The organism is Photobacterium sp. (assembly GCF_057456235.1).
The window spans coordinates 258023-275858 of record NZ_JBVCPH010000001.1; the positions used below are offsets into that span (position 1 = coordinate 258023).

20 protein-coding genes are annotated in these 17836 nt (G+C 40.2%); 7 read left to right on the top strand and 13 right to left on the bottom strand.

Translation table 11 applies throughout. The annotated features are described in order from the left end of the window. Positions 1 to 7 precede the first annotated feature (7 nt). Both AC2204_RS01085 and AC2204_RS01090 read left to right on the top strand, forming a co-directional pair. Entirely contained in the window at positions 8 to 1798 is a 1791-nt protein-coding gene (locus AC2204_RS01085) for a terminase large subunit domain-containing protein (RefSeq protein ID WP_318923485.1), read from the top strand. Next, on the top strand, positions 1795 to 2832 hold the full coding sequence (locus AC2204_RS01090; RefSeq protein WP_318923487.1) for a phage portal protein: 1038 nt from the start codon (positions 1795 to 1797) through the stop codon (positions 2830 to 2832). The genes AC2204_RS01085 and AC2204_RS01090 overlap by 4 nt, the downstream gene beginning before the upstream one ends. A gap of 215 nt (positions 2833 to 3047) precedes the next feature. Here AC2204_RS01090 and AC2204_RS01095 read toward each other — a convergent pair whose 3' ends face one another. Beyond that, the gene (locus AC2204_RS01095; RefSeq protein WP_318923488.1) at positions 3048 to 3296 is read right to left on the bottom strand and encodes a hypothetical protein; all 249 of its coding nucleotides are present in this window, start codon (positions 3294 to 3296) and stop codon (positions 3048 to 3050) included. 273 nt (positions 3297 to 3569) lie between these two features. Then, positions 3570 to 3890 carry a hypothetical protein gene (locus AC2204_RS01100; protein ID WP_318923489.1) on the bottom strand — a complete coding sequence of 107 codons (321 nt, stop codon included), beginning with the start codon at positions 3888 to 3890 and terminating at the stop codon, positions 3570 to 3572. A gap of 699 nt (positions 3891 to 4589) precedes the next feature. Between AC2204_RS01100 and AC2204_RS01105 the strand changes: the two genes are divergently transcribed. Both AC2204_RS01105 and AC2204_RS01110 read left to right on the top strand, forming a co-directional pair. Then, entirely contained in the window at positions 4590 to 4841 is a 252-nt protein-coding gene (locus tag AC2204_RS01105) for an Ogr/Delta-like zinc finger protein (protein WP_318923490.1), read from the top strand. 178 nt (positions 4842 to 5019) lie between these two features. Continuing rightward, complete coding sequence (locus tag AC2204_RS01110; RefSeq protein ID WP_318923491.1) at positions 5020 to 5736, top strand: restriction endonuclease; 717 nt, start codon at positions 5020 to 5022, stop codon at positions 5734 to 5736. A 108-nt stretch (positions 5737 to 5844) separates the two neighbouring features. On the opposite strand, the gene AC2204_RS01115 is transcribed toward AC2204_RS01110, so the two are convergent. Together AC2204_RS01115 and AC2204_RS01120 are read right to left on the bottom strand one after the other, a co-directional pair. Then, the gene (locus AC2204_RS01115; protein WP_318923493.1) at positions 5845 to 6060 is read right to left on the bottom strand and encodes a hypothetical protein; all 216 of its coding nucleotides are present in this window, start codon (positions 6058 to 6060) and stop codon (positions 5845 to 5847) included. A gap of 153 nt (positions 6061 to 6213) precedes the next feature. Then, positions 6214 to 6414 carry a hypothetical protein gene (locus AC2204_RS01120; RefSeq protein ID WP_318923494.1) on the bottom strand — a complete coding sequence of 67 codons (201 nt, stop codon included), beginning with the start codon at positions 6412 to 6414 and terminating at the stop codon, positions 6214 to 6216. A 130-nt stretch (positions 6415 to 6544) separates the two neighbouring features. On the opposite strand from AC2204_RS01120, the gene AC2204_RS01125 reads away from it, so the two are divergent. Beyond that, complete coding sequence (locus AC2204_RS01125) at positions 6545 to 7015, top strand: very short patch repair endonuclease (RefSeq protein ID WP_413466654.1); 471 nt, start codon at positions 6545 to 6547, stop codon at positions 7013 to 7015. 36 nt (positions 7016 to 7051) lie between these two features. Here AC2204_RS01125 and AC2204_RS01130 read toward each other — a convergent pair whose 3' ends face one another. Next, a complete protein-coding gene (locus AC2204_RS01130) occupies positions 7052 to 9238 on the bottom strand; it encodes a rolling circle replication-associated protein (RefSeq protein WP_318923496.1) in 2187 nt (728 codons plus the stop codon). A 317-nt stretch (positions 9239 to 9555) separates the two neighbouring features. On the opposite strand from AC2204_RS01130, the gene AC2204_RS01135 reads away from it, so the two are divergent. Further along, the gene (locus AC2204_RS01135) at positions 9556 to 10026 is read left to right on the top strand and encodes a hypothetical protein (protein ID WP_318923497.1); all 471 of its coding nucleotides are present in this window, start codon (positions 9556 to 9558) and stop codon (positions 10024 to 10026) included. A 29-nt stretch (positions 10027 to 10055) separates the two neighbouring features. On the opposite strand, the gene AC2204_RS01140 is transcribed toward AC2204_RS01135, so the two are convergent. The 6 genes from AC2204_RS01140 to AC2204_RS01165 are packed head-to-tail and all read right to left on the bottom strand — an operon-like array spanning position 10056 to position 12245. Further along, on the bottom strand, positions 10056 to 10286 hold the full coding sequence (locus AC2204_RS01140) for a hypothetical protein (RefSeq protein ID WP_318923499.1): 231 nt from the start codon (positions 10284 to 10286) through the stop codon (positions 10056 to 10058). Beyond that, positions 10283 to 10699, bottom strand: a complete 417-nt coding sequence (locus AC2204_RS01145; RefSeq protein WP_318923500.1) for a hypothetical protein — start codon at positions 10697 to 10699, stop codon at positions 10283 to 10285. Before AC2204_RS01145 ends, AC2204_RS01140 begins: the two co-directional genes overlap by 4 nt. Next, complete coding sequence (locus tag AC2204_RS01150) at positions 10696 to 11082, bottom strand: hypothetical protein (RefSeq protein WP_318923502.1); 387 nt, start codon at positions 11080 to 11082, stop codon at positions 10696 to 10698. Before AC2204_RS01150 ends, AC2204_RS01145 begins: the two co-directional genes overlap by 4 nt. A gap of 45 nt (positions 11083 to 11127) precedes the next feature. After that, positions 11128 to 11421, bottom strand: coding sequence for a hypothetical protein (locus AC2204_RS01155; protein ID WP_318923503.1), 294 nt, complete (start codon positions 11419 to 11421; stop codon positions 11128 to 11130). 11 nt (positions 11422 to 11432) lie between these two features. Continuing rightward, entirely contained in the window at positions 11433 to 11978 is a 546-nt protein-coding gene (locus tag AC2204_RS01160) for a phage regulatory CII family protein (RefSeq protein ID WP_318923505.1), read from the bottom strand. 57 nt (positions 11979 to 12035) lie between these two features. Further along, the gene (locus tag AC2204_RS01165) at positions 12036 to 12245 is read right to left on the bottom strand and encodes a DNA-binding protein (protein WP_107282814.1); all 210 of its coding nucleotides are present in this window, start codon (positions 12243 to 12245) and stop codon (positions 12036 to 12038) included. Between the two features lie 99 nt (positions 12246 to 12344). Between AC2204_RS01165 and AC2204_RS01170 the strand changes: the two genes are divergently transcribed. Further along, the gene (locus AC2204_RS01170; RefSeq protein WP_318923506.1) at positions 12345 to 12935 is read left to right on the top strand and encodes a phage repressor protein CI; all 591 of its coding nucleotides are present in this window, start codon (positions 12345 to 12347) and stop codon (positions 12933 to 12935) included. Positions 12936 to 12985: 50 nt separating this feature from the next. Here AC2204_RS01170 and AC2204_RS01175 read toward each other — a convergent pair whose 3' ends face one another. Further along, complete coding sequence (locus AC2204_RS01175; protein WP_318923508.1) at positions 12986 to 14665, bottom strand: response regulator receiver domain; 1680 nt, start codon at positions 14663 to 14665, stop codon at positions 12986 to 12988. A gap of 2 nt (positions 14666 to 14667) precedes the next feature. Next, positions 14668 to 17790, bottom strand: coding sequence for an ATP-binding protein (locus AC2204_RS01180; protein ID WP_318923509.1), 3123 nt, complete (start codon positions 17788 to 17790; stop codon positions 14668 to 14670). Positions 17791 to 17836: the final 46 nt, after the last annotated feature.

The window sequence follows — 17836 nt, forward strand, 5'->3', positions numbered from 1 at the left end:
TGGCGGCATGGCATATACAAAAGAAATCAGAGACGCAGCCAAGAGCCTTTACATGCGCACTTGGACACCAAAAGAAATCGCTGCTGAATTGAAGCTAAATAGTGATCGCATCATCTACTATTGGGCGGATAAATATGGCTGGCGTGATTCCCTGCGTGAAAACACCGTTGAAGAGTCGATTGCTCGCCGGGTGGAAACCTTGTTAGAGCTTCCAGAAAAGACCGATCAGCAAATCAAAGAAATGACCAAGCTGATTGAACATCACGTGAAGTTGAAGAAACAACGTGTTGAATTAGAGCTACGAATTCAAAAGGCTTCTGGCGAACAGGAGGAAGAAGTACCGAAGAAACAGAAAAGCCGCAACTCATCCACCAAAGCTAATAACAAGAAATCCACTCTTACAAAATCAAAAGCGGGCAAAAATAACATTGATGAGATCACCGAGGATGATTTCAAACCATGGCATAAATCGCTGTTTAAATATCAACTGGCGATGCGTGATAATCTTCATCAGCGTATTCGTAATATCTTAAAATCTCGCCAGATTGGTGCTACGTATTACTTTGCCGGTGAAGCTTTAGAAGATGCGATTTTAACGGGTGATAACCAAATCTTTCTGTCGGCCTCTCGCGCCCAGGCGGAAGTATTCCGCAGTTACATAATTGCCATCGCAAAAGAGTTTTTAGATATTGAGTTAACGGGTAACCCAATCACTCTCTCCAATGGCGCTGAACTTCGATTCTTATCAACCAACAGCAAAACGGCTCAGAGTTACCACGGCCATGTTTATATTGATGAGTATTTTTGGATCCCCAAGTTTGATGAACTCAATAAACTCGCTTCGGCAATGGCGACCCATAAGAAATGGCGTAAAACCTATTTCTCTACGCCATCTAGCAAGGTACATGCAGCTTATCCGTTCTGGACTGGGGATTCCTGGAAGAAAGGCAGAGACAGCCGGGAAAGTATTGAATTCCCAACCTTTGAAGAGATGCAGAAAGGGATCCTCTGCCCTGACCGCCAATGGCGTTACATTGTCACCATTGAAGATGCGGCTAACGGCGGTTGCGGTTTATTCGATATTGAAGAACTCAAAGATGAATACAGCAAGTCAGATTTCGATAACTTGTTTATGTGCATCTTTGTCGATGACTCGCATTCGGTATTTAAGTTCTCCGACCTTGAAAAGTGCATGGTCGATATTAGCCGGTGGCGAGATTATAAACCCAAGACCGTTGCACCTTTTGGCCGTCGTGAAGTCTGGCTAGGTTACGACCCATCACGTACCCGAGATAATGCGTGTTTGGTTGTGATTGCTCCGCCAATCGTGGCACCTGAACAATTCCGAGTGTTAGAAAAGCATTATTGGCGCGGGCTCAACTTTCAATATCACGTAGCAAAAATTGAAGAAGTGTATAACCGCTATAACGTTTCTTACATTGGTGTAGATACCACTGGCATCGGTGGCGGTGTGTGGGATCTATTGCAAGCCAAATACCCACGAGAAGCGGTACCGATTCACTACAGCAACGAAAACAAAAACCGCTTAGTGTTAAAAATGATTGATGTCATTGAAAGTGGCCGACTCTCTTTTGATGCGGAGCACAAAGACATTGCCATGGCATTCATGGCGATTAAGCGAACCAGTACCAACAGTGGCAACATGATGACATTTAAGGCAGACCGAAGTGAAACGGTAGGCCATGCCGATGCCTTTTGGGCGATTTCTCACGCCATCATCAATGAACCTCTCGATCACCAACAAAAACGTAAATCAACCTGGCAGACCTGTGCATGAGTAATAATGAACAAGTAAACCCAACCGGTTCTGAGCAATCAACGAATGAAAGTCTGATGTTCAGTTTTGGACAGCCTGAAATCATGGACAGTGGTTTCACCAATTATGAATACAGCGAACTCTATTACAACGATTCAGACGACTACTGGGAACCGCCGCTAGATAGAACCGGCTTAAATAAATTAACCCGGGCCAATGCGTATCATGGTTCTATTTTAATGGCCCGACGCAATATGATTGCCGGGCGATTCGTAAAAGGCGGAATGCTTAAACAACAGGTTCAATCGGCTGTTCATGATTTCCTGGAGTTTGGCGATACTGCCATTCTAAAGATACGCGATCACTTTGGTCGTGTGGTTCGCCTGCACCCTCTCCCATCGATGTATTTACGCAAGAACAAGAAAGGCGATTACTGGCTGCTAGAGCGCGATGATAAAAAGCGACTCTATAAGCAAGAAGATGTCATTTTCATTAAGCAATACGACCCGGCTCAACAGGTTTACGGCTCGCCTGATTATTTGGGTTGTGTTCAATCGGCTTTGTTAAATAGCGATGCGACTACTTTTCGCCGTCGATACTACAAGAACGGCTTACATATGGGCTTTATCTTTTACGCCACTGACCCGAACTTGAGTAAAGATGATGAAGACGATTTAAAAGAGAAGATGGCTTCTAGCCGTGGTGTTGGTAATTTCCGGTCTATGTTCATCAACATTCCAAATGGTAAGGAAAAAGGCATTCAGTTGATCCCGGTTGGCGACATTGCCACCAAAGATGAATTTGAAAAGATAAAAAATGTATCCGCACAGGAAGTGCTAACCGGTCATCGCTTCCCTGTCGAACTGGCGGCCATCATTCCCAATGGCGGCACCCGAGGCGACCCAATTAAGTTCAACGAAGTTTATACCCAGAACGAAGTGATACCCGCTTGTGAAATGTTCATGGATGCGGTCAATAGTGATGTGGAGGTGCCGAAAAGCTTGCAGTTTGAGTTCACTTTAGCTAATGGCGAGAAGCAAGTAGCACTCAGTTGAATCTATTTTAGGTTAGGACTTTTGATCATCGATAGTCTATTGATTATTGCTTTTTATGTAACATGTTAAGGGACAGCCAAACAGCATATAATTTGAGACCAAATAAGGGACGATGGGCTACAGCGCCAACGTCCCGTGAGCTAATCTATAGGGCGAACAAGCTTGATTGCTTGTTAGTAGAAAAGTGTAATCATGCTACGTCTTAAGAGGTGCCTTTATTTAAACCAGCCTCCTCCTTTGCTTTTTTTCCATCCACTTTTTTGGCCTTTGCCACCTTTTGGTTCATCCTCTAGAATCCCATCAATGATGTGAAAGTCACCTTTCATTTCAATTTCTTTGAAATCAACTTCAAAGCTTTCAACAGCATTGCTAGCATCTAAATTCACTTCCAATTGACCCAATAATTTATTCCAACCATTTTCGGTGAATAATTCTTTACGTAAAACTATTGATTGATTAGACATGTACAATTCTCCATAAAAATACCATCGACCTCATTAATACAAAGCTTAAAAACTTCATGCCAAGCAAATCTTCAATATAAAACCAGCTTGGGATGAACCTTTCTGATGACGATTTAAGGCAGCTTGTATCTGTTTATCACAGCAGATACTTGTGTTCCTTTAATAACAATTCTAAATTTCATATGGATCCCAATATACTGATAAGGATATGGGCTGAAGTCAGGTGACTAGCCCACAGCTTAGAGTATCGTTGATTAACTTGTATCTTAGTTTTCAATATTCACCTTCAAACCAACATGATTTTTCATACCATTTCTTATGCTTACTACGACTTTTCTCGATGGAACTATCAATTAAAACATTTAACTCCGTTTTATCTATCATTATGTAGGAATCAACTAACAACTTTGCTTTTAAAACAGGGAATTTCCCCATTTTCACTAAAGCTGTTGAGCCGTCATAATATGTAATATCAAGCACGCCTTGGACAACTGTAAGTGCACCAAATTTAGCTTCTGTAGCACCTTCAAAAACAATACTAGTTCCTGCTGGCAAAAATTTAACTTCTGTTTCTAGTTCGTTATTTGAGCTCATACCATTCACCTTCGGTGTTATGAAATATATAAACCAACACACCCACAATATGAACCTAGTATCACGGTTAGGATGTAGTCAAATTTCAAGCATAAGAAATGTGACGAGCAATCACTCAATCTACAAAATGGGCTAAAACTGAGCTAGCGCTTTTAAGTTCCTTCTTCAGTTAATTGAAATTTCATTTTCAGACAAAAAACGCTACCAGCCCTTGTCCTGCCTGGCTTTAAACGTAAGTCATCAGATCATTGTCGCGATCAACCAGATCATTAAAACAGTGACAGAAAATACGCAAAACCTCTTAATTTCAACAACTTAATCAAACAAGATAGATCATTAAGTGATCTTTAAAACTGAAAAAATCTGTAATTAATTTCAATTTTTCAGTTTTATGTTTGTGGTTTCATCGCTAGTTTCTTCCATCAACCATACCTTGAAAGCCCTGTATTCATGGGGCTTAGCGCTAAATCACTCGCCAGGCACCACCGCCAGAATTGCAGAAAACAAAACTGAAAAAAATCACTTTTTTTAAACGTCGCAGGTGGGGAGGAGGAGTGCGATTTCCGTGGCGTGAATGTGTTTTACGTGGGCGCACTCATCTCTTTGTGTGTTGAGAAGACTTAGCAGACATCACTGTATAAAAACACAGTCATTTGATTTACAATTGATTGGTCAGTTCGTCAATCAAGTGGATGCGTTATGAGAGTATTTTGCCCAGAGTGCGGTGAGAAAGCCCGCATTCAAAAAACCAATCGAATATCGACCGGCTATGCGGATTTATACTGCAGTTGTAGTGACCCCGAATGTGGCCACTCTTTTGTTATGAATCTTAGCTTTTCCCATACTCTCAGCCCTTCGGCAAAGAACACGACCGAGCTGGTTGCTGCCTTAGTTAATTCGATGTCACCAGAGAAAGCGAAGGAACTACATAGTCAGTTAAATATGTTCTAAGCTTCATTCCGACTTGATCTCATTTGCCCTCAAAAAACATACAGACAACATATGCGCACGCAAAGCTTAATACATTTGATATGATTTTATATCAAATGTATTAAGCTCATATCTCTGTAATATCCCTGAATACATTAGCTTAAGCTGTCAGTTTCAATATCAATTATTAAGGTGCTAGATGGAAGACTGGAAGAAATACGAAAGATTCGTGGCATATCTGTGTTCGGAAGAGTTTTTGTCTGATGACGTTACAGTTATTCCTAATGCAAAATTAACTGGCTCTATCAGTAAATGTGAGCGGCAAGTAGATGTCTTAATTGATAGTCGATTTGAGGATGGTAAAGAACGGCGAATAATCGTTGACGCCAAGAGGTATAAGCGTGCGATCAATGTAAAGGATGTTGAGTCATTTGAAGGGATGATGAGGGACTGCTCCGCTTCAAAAGGTATTTTAGTTTGCCCGAATGGATATAGCGAGTCAGCTAAGCGCAGAGCACAAGGGCTTATTAGTATAAGGCTTGTGACACTTGAGGAGCTTGAGAAACTTGATCTTTCGCTATGGAGTGATTGTCTAAGCGAAAGCTGCAATTCAAGAAAAAATAGAGGATTAGTCTTATGGGACGCACCTTTTGGAATTGGCAGTTCCCAAATGCCTTTAAGCATATGTTGCGTTGCCAAATGCGATGAATGTGGAGATTTTCATGTTTGGTGCTGGAGTTGTGGGCAAAGGTTTTCCCTAACCAATGAAGATGAACATAAATGCAACTGTGACACCCCTTGGTTTTGGTTAACAGCTATCGAAGAAAATGATGACGAAAATTCTGGAGAGTCAGTGTATTTGCTACTTCCGCACTTAACAGATGTGTTGGTAGTCGATAGAAAACCACTTCAATGATATTTACACTACATAACATGAATCAATACGCTAAATACGACGTTAAGAAATAAAACGGAACATCAAATGCGTTCCGTTCCCTCTGAAGAATTGATGACGAAGAACAATTCAAGTATCTGTATCTACCTGGACGGCAAGCGACGAGGCATCAGTCAGCAGGGTTCTAACCATTTCCATTTGGGCTGCATCTAGCTGCCCTTTCTTCTCTTTCATTACCAATTCCACCAAATACACCCCTACTTCAGTACGGTCTTCGCCGTATGTACTTGCAGCGAGAGCTTCAACTATAAAATCAATGGCTTGCCAGCTGATTGAATGCGCCATTTACAGTACTCCTTGCGTAAAGCACTGTACGAATATACAGTAAAGTTATTCAATGTGCAGCAATAACGAGAAAAAAAGTGACGCAAGTAACTGATACAGATAAAGAGTTAGTCAAAATACCAAGGCTAGAGCTTTGCGATGACTGTCGGCATATCAGGCCGTGTATTCAATGCCTGGAATCCCCTTCACCTTGGATGAAAGCAGATTCTCCCGAGTGGACGATAGTTTGGTACTGTGTTCATTGCGTTCCAAAGAAGGATCGGCAGCCGTTTTTCCCCCAGGCGAAACCGAACGTTTAGTGTTTTCCCTGAATTGCTCTTTCAACACTTTAAGGGCTAAACCGTCAAAGCACATGGTGAACTCCTTATATCAGTGGTTACTAAGTCTAGTAGCTGATTGCCGATAGCCTGTTCTGGCATTTCTTCACTATTGTCGTAGGCTTTTATTATTAGCTTCCTTGCTGGTCATGTGTTCTATGCCTGATATGCGCCTATATAAATCAAAGAACACAGGTTTAGAAATGAACTTGCGCAAGCTCCTTTTTGCCAAAGGGTTTAGGTATAGAATTCATGATAAGCGACTACCTGGTACACCTGACCTCGTTTTTCCTAAGTACAAAGCAATAATTTTCCTTCATGGATGCTTTTGGCATAAACATGCCGGCTGTTCTCACGGGACTATACCCAAAACTAACTCTGCATTTTGGCAATCCAAATTTAAACGAAATAAGGAAAGGGACCACACCGCATTTAAACAGCTTATCGAAAATGGCTGGCGAGTTCTTACCGTCTGGGAGTGTGCGTTTAGATCCCCAAAACACTTCGATGCAGATGACCTGCTCAGCTTCATCGAATGTTGGCTTACAAGTGATGCTACATCATGCGAAGTGTCTGGCCTTGAACCATTGCCAGTACTAGAGCTAAGCATTCAGCTCCAAGTGACAAAGCTAAATTAACCAACACCTTGTCAATTTCTTCATGATACTCCCTTACTATTCCAACCAACCGGTTCGAATCTCGTAAGATTTTTCGTATTGCTCGAACATGGACATACTCCACGCGAGCTCCGCATCTCGATCACCATCATCACATCGTATTAATGGATCATGTAAAACGCTTTGCCAGTAAGCGCGCTTTTCTTTGAACTGGTGATAGTTATTGGCGTACTCGATACGTGCGGCCTGTTTGGCTTCGGCTACGATTTGTCGGTAAGTTTCATCATCCGATCTCGATTCCATTGACCAACCGCGAGCGCCAGCTGCCCAAAGCAAGAAATCCCACGCCTTTTCTTCTGCGTGTTCGCCATCAAAGGAAAAGCAAAAAATATTTTTAGTGGTGGCATAAACTTCACGGCTTTTTATTTGGTCCCGAACCGCTTTCTGTTGGTGTTCAAGCCGGATAATGCGACCCGTTAATTTGTGGATCACGTCTTGTGGCTTTTTGGCTTGTTTGGCTATCGCTTTCGCCTTTATGGTTTGGTCTATCTGCCTTTCAATACGTCTAATGCTTCGGTTTAGCGGTTTTCGCCACTGTTCCAACTGGTATCCACACTCTTTAATAATTGCCGCCATATTATCGGCCTCAAAACTGGCAACACATTCCCAAGCTGGGGCGCGGCTGCATTGAGCGATGTTATAACGGTTGCCCTTGATTAGCCCTTGGTCGGCATTTTCACCTTTGGCGGCATAACCAACGGCTTTGATGATGTAAGTTCCCGCTGCTTTTGGTTGCTGGATACGTTGCAAGTTAGCAAAACCATTACCCCATAACTTTTCTAGCCGTTTTGACCAGGCAGAAAACTGCGGTTTAGGCACTGACCAGTTTAATAAAACGTGTACGTGAGGATTAGGTTCACCGTCTTCATTAGCCGGGCATTCAGCCACCCAGATATAATGAAAATCTGATGGCTCTTGAGTTGGCCCCACGTCGCTGGCTTTGGTGTAACCGGCTATGGATTTTTCTTCTAATTTGCAATATTCCGCGCCGCTTTCAACATCAATTTCAACGGTATGATTTGCCACCCAACCACGGTGATACATTTTTTTTGCGCCATCCAAAAAACGGCTAACCTCTTTGCCTATCGTGGTTTCAGCCGTTTTAGTGAGGGTGAATTCTTTTTCTGGTTTGGCGCAAAGTGGTGAGTATGGCCCCGCAATAACACGATCGGCATTCATCAATACAGGCTGCGGGCAGATAGGGCCGACAATCATTCCTGAATCTTTCTCAAAAGTGGTCGGCACATCCAGCGCGGTGTATGGGCCAGCAATATGATCAACTGACTTTGCCATGTTGCGCTTGATATTGATTGGGGTATTTGTGCCATCGGTGCATTTTAGCTGTGGACGGCCCCGCAACATCGAACGCGGCCCGCGGGTTTTACTGGCTGGTAACGGTGGTTTAGGCAATGTGGAATATGGCGCAGCATCGCCGTCAACCATGCCTCCGAAGATTTTGTTTCGTTGTTCTTTTTTAAATGTCAGGGTTAAGAACGTAGTAAACCCACCACAGCACGTTGCAACATAGGCGCCCGACTCAAAAACCTTGCTTACCGCGCGTTTGGTCAGGTTTTCTGTAAATCTGTCGCCTTCCTGAGCATCCGGCGCGGCACTTGATGGCGTCTGCGTGTGATACTGAACTTTGAATCCACCGGACCAATCACGTTTCATCAATCTGATTGAATTTGGATTAATTTTTGGCTCTGCAACCTTGGATTTTCCTTTCGGTGCCAAAACCCGAGCTTTGTTTCCATTGTCTGAGAGCGCATACAACGTGTCGTGATTGTAAGCCGACTCGATACTATCCAGCACCACCGAACCACGCTGAGCCTTACGGAACATTGCCACACGGCGGGATAAATCAGACACTTTATGGCGTGTCGGACTTTTGCGCCCTTGGACAAGCCTATTGTTTTCGTCACTTCGTGCCGCCGCTTCGCGGAGGTGATCTGCGTTATAGTCAGGCAAAGAAGCGGCATGCGCTTTTTGTTTCTCGGCAAAAAAATTATTCTCGCGACTGACGCGGTTTAATTCCCAACGTTGTTCTGGATTTAAACGACTTGGGCGTGGCCCACAAAAATCGAATCCTAAAAAACCGCTATTATAAGCGGCTAAATTATTTTCTGTTTTGTCATGTGGCTGCACAGTGGCAGCCACATAAAAGAGATCATTATTCGATAGCATCTTCTTTCCTATCACCTCGAAAAATACAAATTAAAAAATATTTAAATTATTTTTAAATTCGTATTCGCGCTTATTCGGCTTATATCGTTCTTATTCGTTCGTATTGTTTAAATCCCCCGTAACGTGGGGGAACCCGGCCCATTTACGTAGCTGGCACACGTTCGCTAAGATGTTGTTTCCACATAACAACCCAGCAAAAAAGGAAAGCCAAATGACAGGCTATACAGATCAAAGAGCTAACGGCGACAGAGACAAATTTCATGAACCTAAACGCGAAGTTCCAGAACAACCGCCGCAAAAACAAAAGGAATAAAAACATGTCGAAACATAACACCCAATTTAAAATTCGTTACTCCAATCGAATGGAGCAAATGAACGCTTGTTTCTATAATCGATTAGATAATGCAATAAGCATTCTCCAAGTTTTCTTGGGAACAACTCTTGTTGCTACTACACAATTCAATTTTGAAGTTGGTGTGTTCATTCCTTTCATTGCAGCCATATCACATACAATTAAACCAGCAGTAAAATCAGTTCATTCACAATATCAACACAAGCAATATGTTGACCTTCTAACTGAAGAACCAACCAGTGAAGATGAACTGCTTACCAAATACAAAGCGCTTCAGAGTAAAGATAATGCTGTATTACAAATCTTTGACTCTGCCGCTCATATCAGAGCAGGAATTGAGCTCGGTAATGATGTTTCAAATATCACACTGACTCGATTCGAAGTCGTTATGTCTTGGCTTGCAGGTGAAAATTTAACTCGAACAAATAACCACTAATATCGCGCCCCTTTTGGGGCGTTGATTCTTTAAAGACTTACAAACTCCTGCGCATCAACAATCATGAAACCGCCTTTGTCTTGTCCCTTCACAAGAACGCCATTTAGCACATGTTTGCAATTCAATTGTTCGCACGCATGTTCAATCGCAATATCTGCAGATGGATATTCACCAAGTTGTAAATTCATCACCTCTTGGGTTTCTTCGTTACGAACAACGCCACCACCTGAATTTAAGAACACAGCTAGATAATTCATCATGCCGCCACCTCGTTAAGTGAATGGTTACGGTGAATGTCTGCGGTTTGCAGCCACCATGTTTCGATAGCTGAAGGAACGGTGATTTGTCGGTTGTGAGCAGCGACAAAAAACAGGCTTCGAATTGAACCCATTGCTTGGGCTTCTAATTCACTTCCATGGTCTGAGCTGTTAAATACACACATCCAGAACGCGAACCAACCGGCATAAATTTCATCGACAGCTAGCAAGACCGGATCATGGGCGACATGGATGGACTGAGCGCGAACGGTATCGAGTGCGAACCATTCACCTGTCATGTCTTCGATGTAATTAAAGATATTCACGAATATATCTTTCGATTCAGAACGCATCCCGACATCAGAAAGTGCCGCGTATAAGTCATCAGAAGTGACCATGATATGACCGAGGCTCATGCTGCCACCTCTGCTTTATCTTTAGCTTCAGCGATCAGTTCTAATAGTTTGTCTTCAAGTTCTAACAATCGAGTTAGTGGCGATGAATCATCATTATAATGTTCCGGATTCAGCGAAATTATCTCAGCATAAACATTGATGGTTTCTGAAATTTTATAGCTATTATTTACCGGATTAACAGATACATAGATATCATTAATATGTGCGAAAAATCTCACGTGAATATGAATCACATCTTTGTTCACCATCGCCAGCTGCATGATCCCTAACATCACATCATGGCAATCACGTTCTTGTATTAGTGAATTCGCAAGCGCTCTGCTGTATTTTGCGAGGGCTTCAGCTTGTTGTAGCAAATGACTTTTTACTGTTCCTTGTTCCATGGTGTTCTCCTAACCAAATAACAAATGTTCAGATAAATAGAGTTACTAACGGAATTCTTTAAACAACTGATGAGCGAGAGGCTTTAGCGCATCGGCCAGTGTGTTAATGGCGTTGTGTAATGCCTTTCTCTCTAGGGTGTTCAATTCGTGAAGCTTCATTTCAACGTGGCGTTGTTTTAACCCTGCAGAAAAACACAACGTGCGTTTTACCTTCTCTTCCAAGTTGTCATACGACAGGCCCAACTGGCTTTCGCAGTTAAACAGTGCATGACACTGGGCAATGGATTCCTCTGCCGGGCGAGGAAACTGATGTTCAATACGTTGTAGTGCTTGTCCCATGGTGGATTCCCCTATAACAAACCAGGCAAAGGCATAGAACCAATGGCATCAAACGCACACGAAAGAACCGGCACAGCTTGAAACTTGCCTTCTACTTCATTCATTAGCATGACGAGTTCGCGTACTGCACATTGAGCGCGTTTGACGACCTGCTCTTTCGTTGTGCGATTTACGCGATTGGTGGCATTGATTTGCAAAGCATGTGCGCTGAGTTCACCCGTTGCAGATGAAATCTGCAACATGCGGTCTGTCAGCGATGCTGGCTTTTGAGCTATTTCTGATTCTGGTAATGGAATGGCTGTTAAGTTGAGTTCTCGCAGCAGGCCATCAACTAAGCCGGTGTCCATTTTTCCGGTTGCTGGGTTGTAGGTTGCTTTGGTGAGTAACAGCAACTCTTCAACAAACAGCTTGTGTGTTTTGTTTGCATCCAGCTTGTTACACAGCATTTGACTGTTTAGCCCGAACTTAGCCGCCAACTGCTTAACGGTGTGATCGTTGCTAAAGGTGGAGCATGCGTTTGTGAACGCGGTGTGTTTAGGACATTCATTTGCAGACATTGTGAGCTTCCTATCCCTAAGGCATATTCAAATGACTTACTCAATTAACCCAATGATTTAATAAGCCTGCTGATCAGCTTCGTTTGCCAATGCAACCATGTTGATAAGTGGCTTTTCTTTTGGTTTAAGCTTATTGCGGATAGGAAGGCGGCCTTCATGAATCATCTTGTTCACCTGACCAACAGCTATACCTGTGAATTCAGAGAACTTTTGTACTGTGACAAAAGGCGAAAGTGGCGCGTTAAACACTATTGAAGTTGATTCCATGGTGGTATCCTATCGTGTTATTGAGTCATTCAATTGTGTTCTTTTTGCTGCTATACAATCCAGAACACCCTTACTGATGCATGAATGGTAGATCTACATATGAGTCCTAGTCAAGATAAAATTGAACCTCTTTCGTATGAAGGAGGCAAAAATGTGACCTCAAGATTGGTTGAGGCTCTACATTTGTCAGAATACAAAGAGCTCACTGATGTGCTTGGAGTAGGCAAAGGTACTATTTCAACTTGGCATCAGCGTGATCAAACTCCTTTTGAAATCGCTGTACGTGTACATTTGACTACTGGGGTATCTCTTCGTTGGTTGCTGCTTGGTGAAGGTGAGATGTATGAGAAGGGTGAACCTAGTTCTGAAAGTGGAAAAATTGAGCTACCCTACTTCGAGCTAAAGAACGGCGATTTAATCGACAAAGGCAAGATGTTCTTCGACGCTAAGTTTTTGGAAGGAATGCCAGAAGCAGAGAACCTGATGCTAGTTGAGTATGAAGGGCAGAAACTGTTTGTGGATACGAGTAATACGAAGGTGATCAGTGGGAAGTATCTTGTTTCTTTCTCTGGCTTAACCACGGTGAATGAACTACATCGCCTCCCGAACGGCAAGATGTTTATGAACTTCAATGGCAAGGATGTTGAAGTTGAAGATCAGCAGGTTGAGGTATTGGGAAAGGTTGTTTAGATAAGCGGCCAATTCCAAGACCGCTTATCTTTTATAAATTAATATTCAATTTATTGCAAACGTAGCCATTCATTTGTATCAAGACCAACACGTGATAATTGGCTAGCAAGGTTTGTACACAAAGACTGCGCTACGTTTGATTTTAATTCACCTAACCAACGTAGTTTTATCTTTATATCAACAATACCATTAAGATTATATTCAGCATTAAAGAAGTGTTTTTCATTTTCAAAAACAGAAATAATCTCACCTCGATTAGCATCAGGTTTGAATGTAAAATTATGTACTCCATTTTTCCCTGGTACCAAATATAATTTTATATATTCATCCTCATGTTTGACAACATGAGTAAATTTCCCATCAGTTTCATCAAAGACTGACTTCAAGAATACAAAATCTGTATTATCTTGCAATCTAACACTATCGCATAAAGGCTGAATGCAAACAAAAATCATATCATTAATTTCTAAAATCGTTCCTTGTTTTAACGATATTGGAGTAGATGTCTTATGTGAGCACACACTCCTTCTAACACCTTCAATAGACGATAGTTTCTCTAAATATAATTTAGCATCATCGCCTTTAAGTGAAAGGGATATAGCACTGTTTTTGAATTTACTTTTTGTTATTTGTAAGCCATTTAAGATAGTGTCGTAATCCTCATCACTCTGATTACTTATATTCATAACACTTAATAACTCATCGGCTGTCAATTCATGAGATTTATCTGAATACTCTAATAAATACTTTACTTGATCATTAGAATTCTTGAATTTTGGCCATTTTGACATCCTCTCTTCTTTGAACTCATCCTTTAAAAGAGAACTATTTTGTAATAATGATTTTATTTCTTCTGATACAAGATCTATAGCATAGTCTATCGACACATTGTTAGCATTACCTCTCGAAAGAGGTGATGACATGAGGCCCAAAACATGAGATATAAAAGCAAAATCAAGGTTTTTATTAAATTTATAAAGTAAACTATTTGTATGAAGTCTTAATTCCGCGATTGAGGCTAATGTCGCATTAGATAATAGACCCGCAGTTAGATCAACAAATTCATCAATAGTAATATTTGCTAGTTGAGAAGGGTCTACAGTCCCTTTACCAACACAAACAACACGCCAACTACAATTTTCATCTTGATCACAAATATCAACATGCTGATCCGTTACTTTAACAGTATGGGAACTGATACCATTAAGTTTAGTTTCAATCAAGCGAGCTATCGGATCAATAATATCGATTCGGTGCTTAGCTTGATCAACCCCCGTATAGATAACAACTAATCTTAACCTACCATTTAAAGCATAGTCATTGGCGACGAGTTTCTCGATAACACTTTTTGCCGTTGATCCATCTTTTAACGCTTCCATTTCCCAATCAAAAATACAAAGATCTGATTTATTAGCAGATAATATTATATCATCAACGACATCAGAAACAGGCTTTGTCGTATCTGGTTTTAAACCACTACAATGTAACCCAAAAGATGCGAAACTTTTTGACAATTCTTGATAATCAAGATAATGATCGGCCAAAGGGGTTTCTTCATTATTGTTATTATCAATATCTGCGACACCATATTCAGTCGCATCATCATCCTCAGGTATAAAATCCTCTTCAGATAATGTTTCTTGCGGACCAAAACCCAACATATCATCGACTGTAAGGACTGTGCTCAAATAATTAATTGCTGTTTCACGTGATGCTGAAAAAAATGGCATAATTATGATACCTTCGATTCGGATTTTGGTGCGATGATAAAAGTAGCGCCTTCCGTCGCTTTATAATGTGCAAGAGTTAAGTCTAAGTCTTCCTGGTCTAATGTTTGTTTTGTTATATACAACCCCATACCTCGACCTTGATATTTTCTGGAGAAACCAAATTCAAAAATCACATCCCTATCTTTTAAAGCAACACCTGGCCCAGAGTCAGTAATATAAAATCCACCATCAGAAAACCCAAATTTGATATATCTGCCAGTTTCAATTCTTGATGCCCAGTAAATAGCATTATCTACAATGTTGACAAATGCAGGCAGAATTGTAGATGTATAAGTTTCAATATAACTAGTCTTAAACCCGTCTTCTATTATCAATTCAATATCTTGCTCTTCAATTCTTTCTGAAAACAGCTCAAATATAAAGTCATAGATCGAAGCACCTGTAACTTTAACTTTTTTCCTATTTAATCGTCTAGAAAGTGGCGTGAAAAGTTTAAGATAGCCATCCAAATGTTCAAAGCTCACTCTTATACGGTTAAGAGCTATGGTTGCTTTCTTGCTTTTTATAACTAAAGGTTGTAGCTCTCTTATACCTGCTCTTACATTTCTAATATGGCTAGAAAATTCATGATGTATCACACCAATAGACATCCCAAGTTGCGCAAGCTCAGTGTTATTATCGACCTCTTCCTTGAGTATTTCTAGTTGTGTTTCTAAGGAAGCTAGCAATGCATTTGATGACATAACATTTTCATCAGTATTAATTTTAGTAGTGTTAAGCTGCGCGATAAGTTCATCAATTCCATCTACCGTATTTTTCGACACATCTTCTATAGACTCCTCAACTTTTATCTTAACTCCGGCCAAGTATTCAGGATCTCTCGAAGAAGCATCCAAAGAAATCAGACTTGACAATGAATTATTAAAGTTAGTCTTTGCTTCTTCTCTGCTCTTTGAAATGTCTTTTTTTATCCACCCTTGAATATCAGATAATGTTTCGCCAAGAACTGAAGTTCTTTTTTTTATTTGTCTATCATGATAATCAATTAATGACTCAACAGATTTAACCATTCTATCTTTTATTTGTTCGGAAGAATAATGTGTATTTTCAATACTCATCAAAACACTAGATAGTTCCTTTTTTACAGGTTTAATCACATTTTCCGATACTGATTTTTTATAAGTAAGGTATTGGTCCCAATCATCAGACAATGTTTTTGTTAAACCCACGCCAGAAGGTCGACTAATAATTAACTCATCATCAAGACGTGCAAATTCACTCCTGACATCCTTTTCGATTTTATAGATCAAATCATCCACATTATCAATATCATCGCTCGTGATTTTCCCGAGCCTCGATAACGTATTGCATTTAATCCTCTCTACCTCATTTTTCCAATAAAGCTCATGAGACTTCAAAAAGAATTTATCAAGATTTTTAGATAACTGTTCTCTTTTTTTCGAAACTGAAGAATTTCTTTTCTTCAAGTTTTCGTAATCTTTATTTAAACGATCTCGTTTTTGAATAAATAAATCTGAATAGTCACCACCGTCATTAAATACATCTTGAGCCAATTGGATAAACAAATTCTCAAGGATTTTTTTAAATTGACGATACGCTGTATTCTCAATAAATCCTTCTCGACCAGCTTTTTCTTGAAGAGTGTTATTTTTTTCCCTAGAAAGTTCAACATATCCCATCATTCTTCGATAAGAGAAAAATGATGAATACCTCTTAGTTCTTCGCTTTTCAATGTGCAAAAAGTCATAATCAACATCACCATATGGCAATATTCTTATACCATCACGATATACATATAGCCCACCAATCTTATCAGTCTTAGCCGTAATATCTTTCCATATATCATGAGGCAATTTAGTATCTTTTAAACTACCTTGTACATAGGCCAATTTAAAACTGAACTTACCACATAATGTTTTATTTCCTTTTCCATCTAACCATGGTAATACATATTCTTTCTCCTCTTCACCATAAATTGAAACTTTTCCAACAAACTGACCATATTCGTTAAATTCACCTTCAATGTGATGATCAGCCATTTGAAACTCATCTGGTGTAAAAAAGACATCCTCACCAATAAGTTCATCTCTAAAGTTATCTAATGTATGATATCTAAACTTTGCAATAATCGGAGGTCTTTCATTAGGATTCATTGTATTAGTAAACCCTAACAACCCCTTCTCTAACTTTGACGCACCTTCTTTTTTATTTTTACCGTAATCTTCAATATCATCAATCAAAGTTTCTTCGACAGAGGAAATTATGAAATGAGTGCCATGTCCATTATCAAATAAACTAGGTCCTTCCTTAATCATTTTAACTATGTCAGGGTTTATATTTGAAAAAGATAACAACTCATCTTCAATTTTCTTTAATCCAAGTATTATTTTTATTTCTTCTAACAACTCACTTGGTGAAATAATCCCTTGAAGTTTCTCATATTCTTTTGTTCGTTTAAATTGTTCTATCTTTGCTTGTGCAATTACTTTATAATTCTTTTTGGTGTCACTTAATAGCCTAGTAAAGACATCAGTAGTTAAATATTTACCACCTTCAATTGTCTCCATAGGTATTTCAATATCGTCTAGATCCAGACCTGGAAGCTCAAATAAAGACCAATTAACAAGTGCGATTGTTAGATCCGATAACTCAAATTTATATTCTTGCTTTTCACCCTCTTTTAAGTCTTTAATTAATGGAATCATTTCTCCATTTTCGTCTAATAGATAGTTCTTCTTCCTGGTTAATACAATAACTTGAGGTCCAATAGCAGCTATAGCTAACCTGCCTATACCTTTTTCCCCCATCACAACACGTTTCTTCTTATTAAAGTCCGTGCTGGGCATATCTATGCTTGAGTAATGCTCATATTTACTATCAGTACCAATAGTTAACCATCGACTCTCAAACTCATCACGACTCATGCCTAAGCCGTCATCTCTGAGGATCAGTAAATTTTGTTTTCTTATATAATCAACTTCAACATTTTCAGCATATGCATCGTGAGCATTTTTGAAAAGCTCGCTAAGAGCTGTTGGGATACCTGCTATTTGCTGCCTACCAAGCATATCCAACGTTCTGGCTCTTGTTTTTATCTTTGCCATTTTTGCCTTTAGTTCAGAAATTTGCGCAAAAAAAAGTGCCTAACAT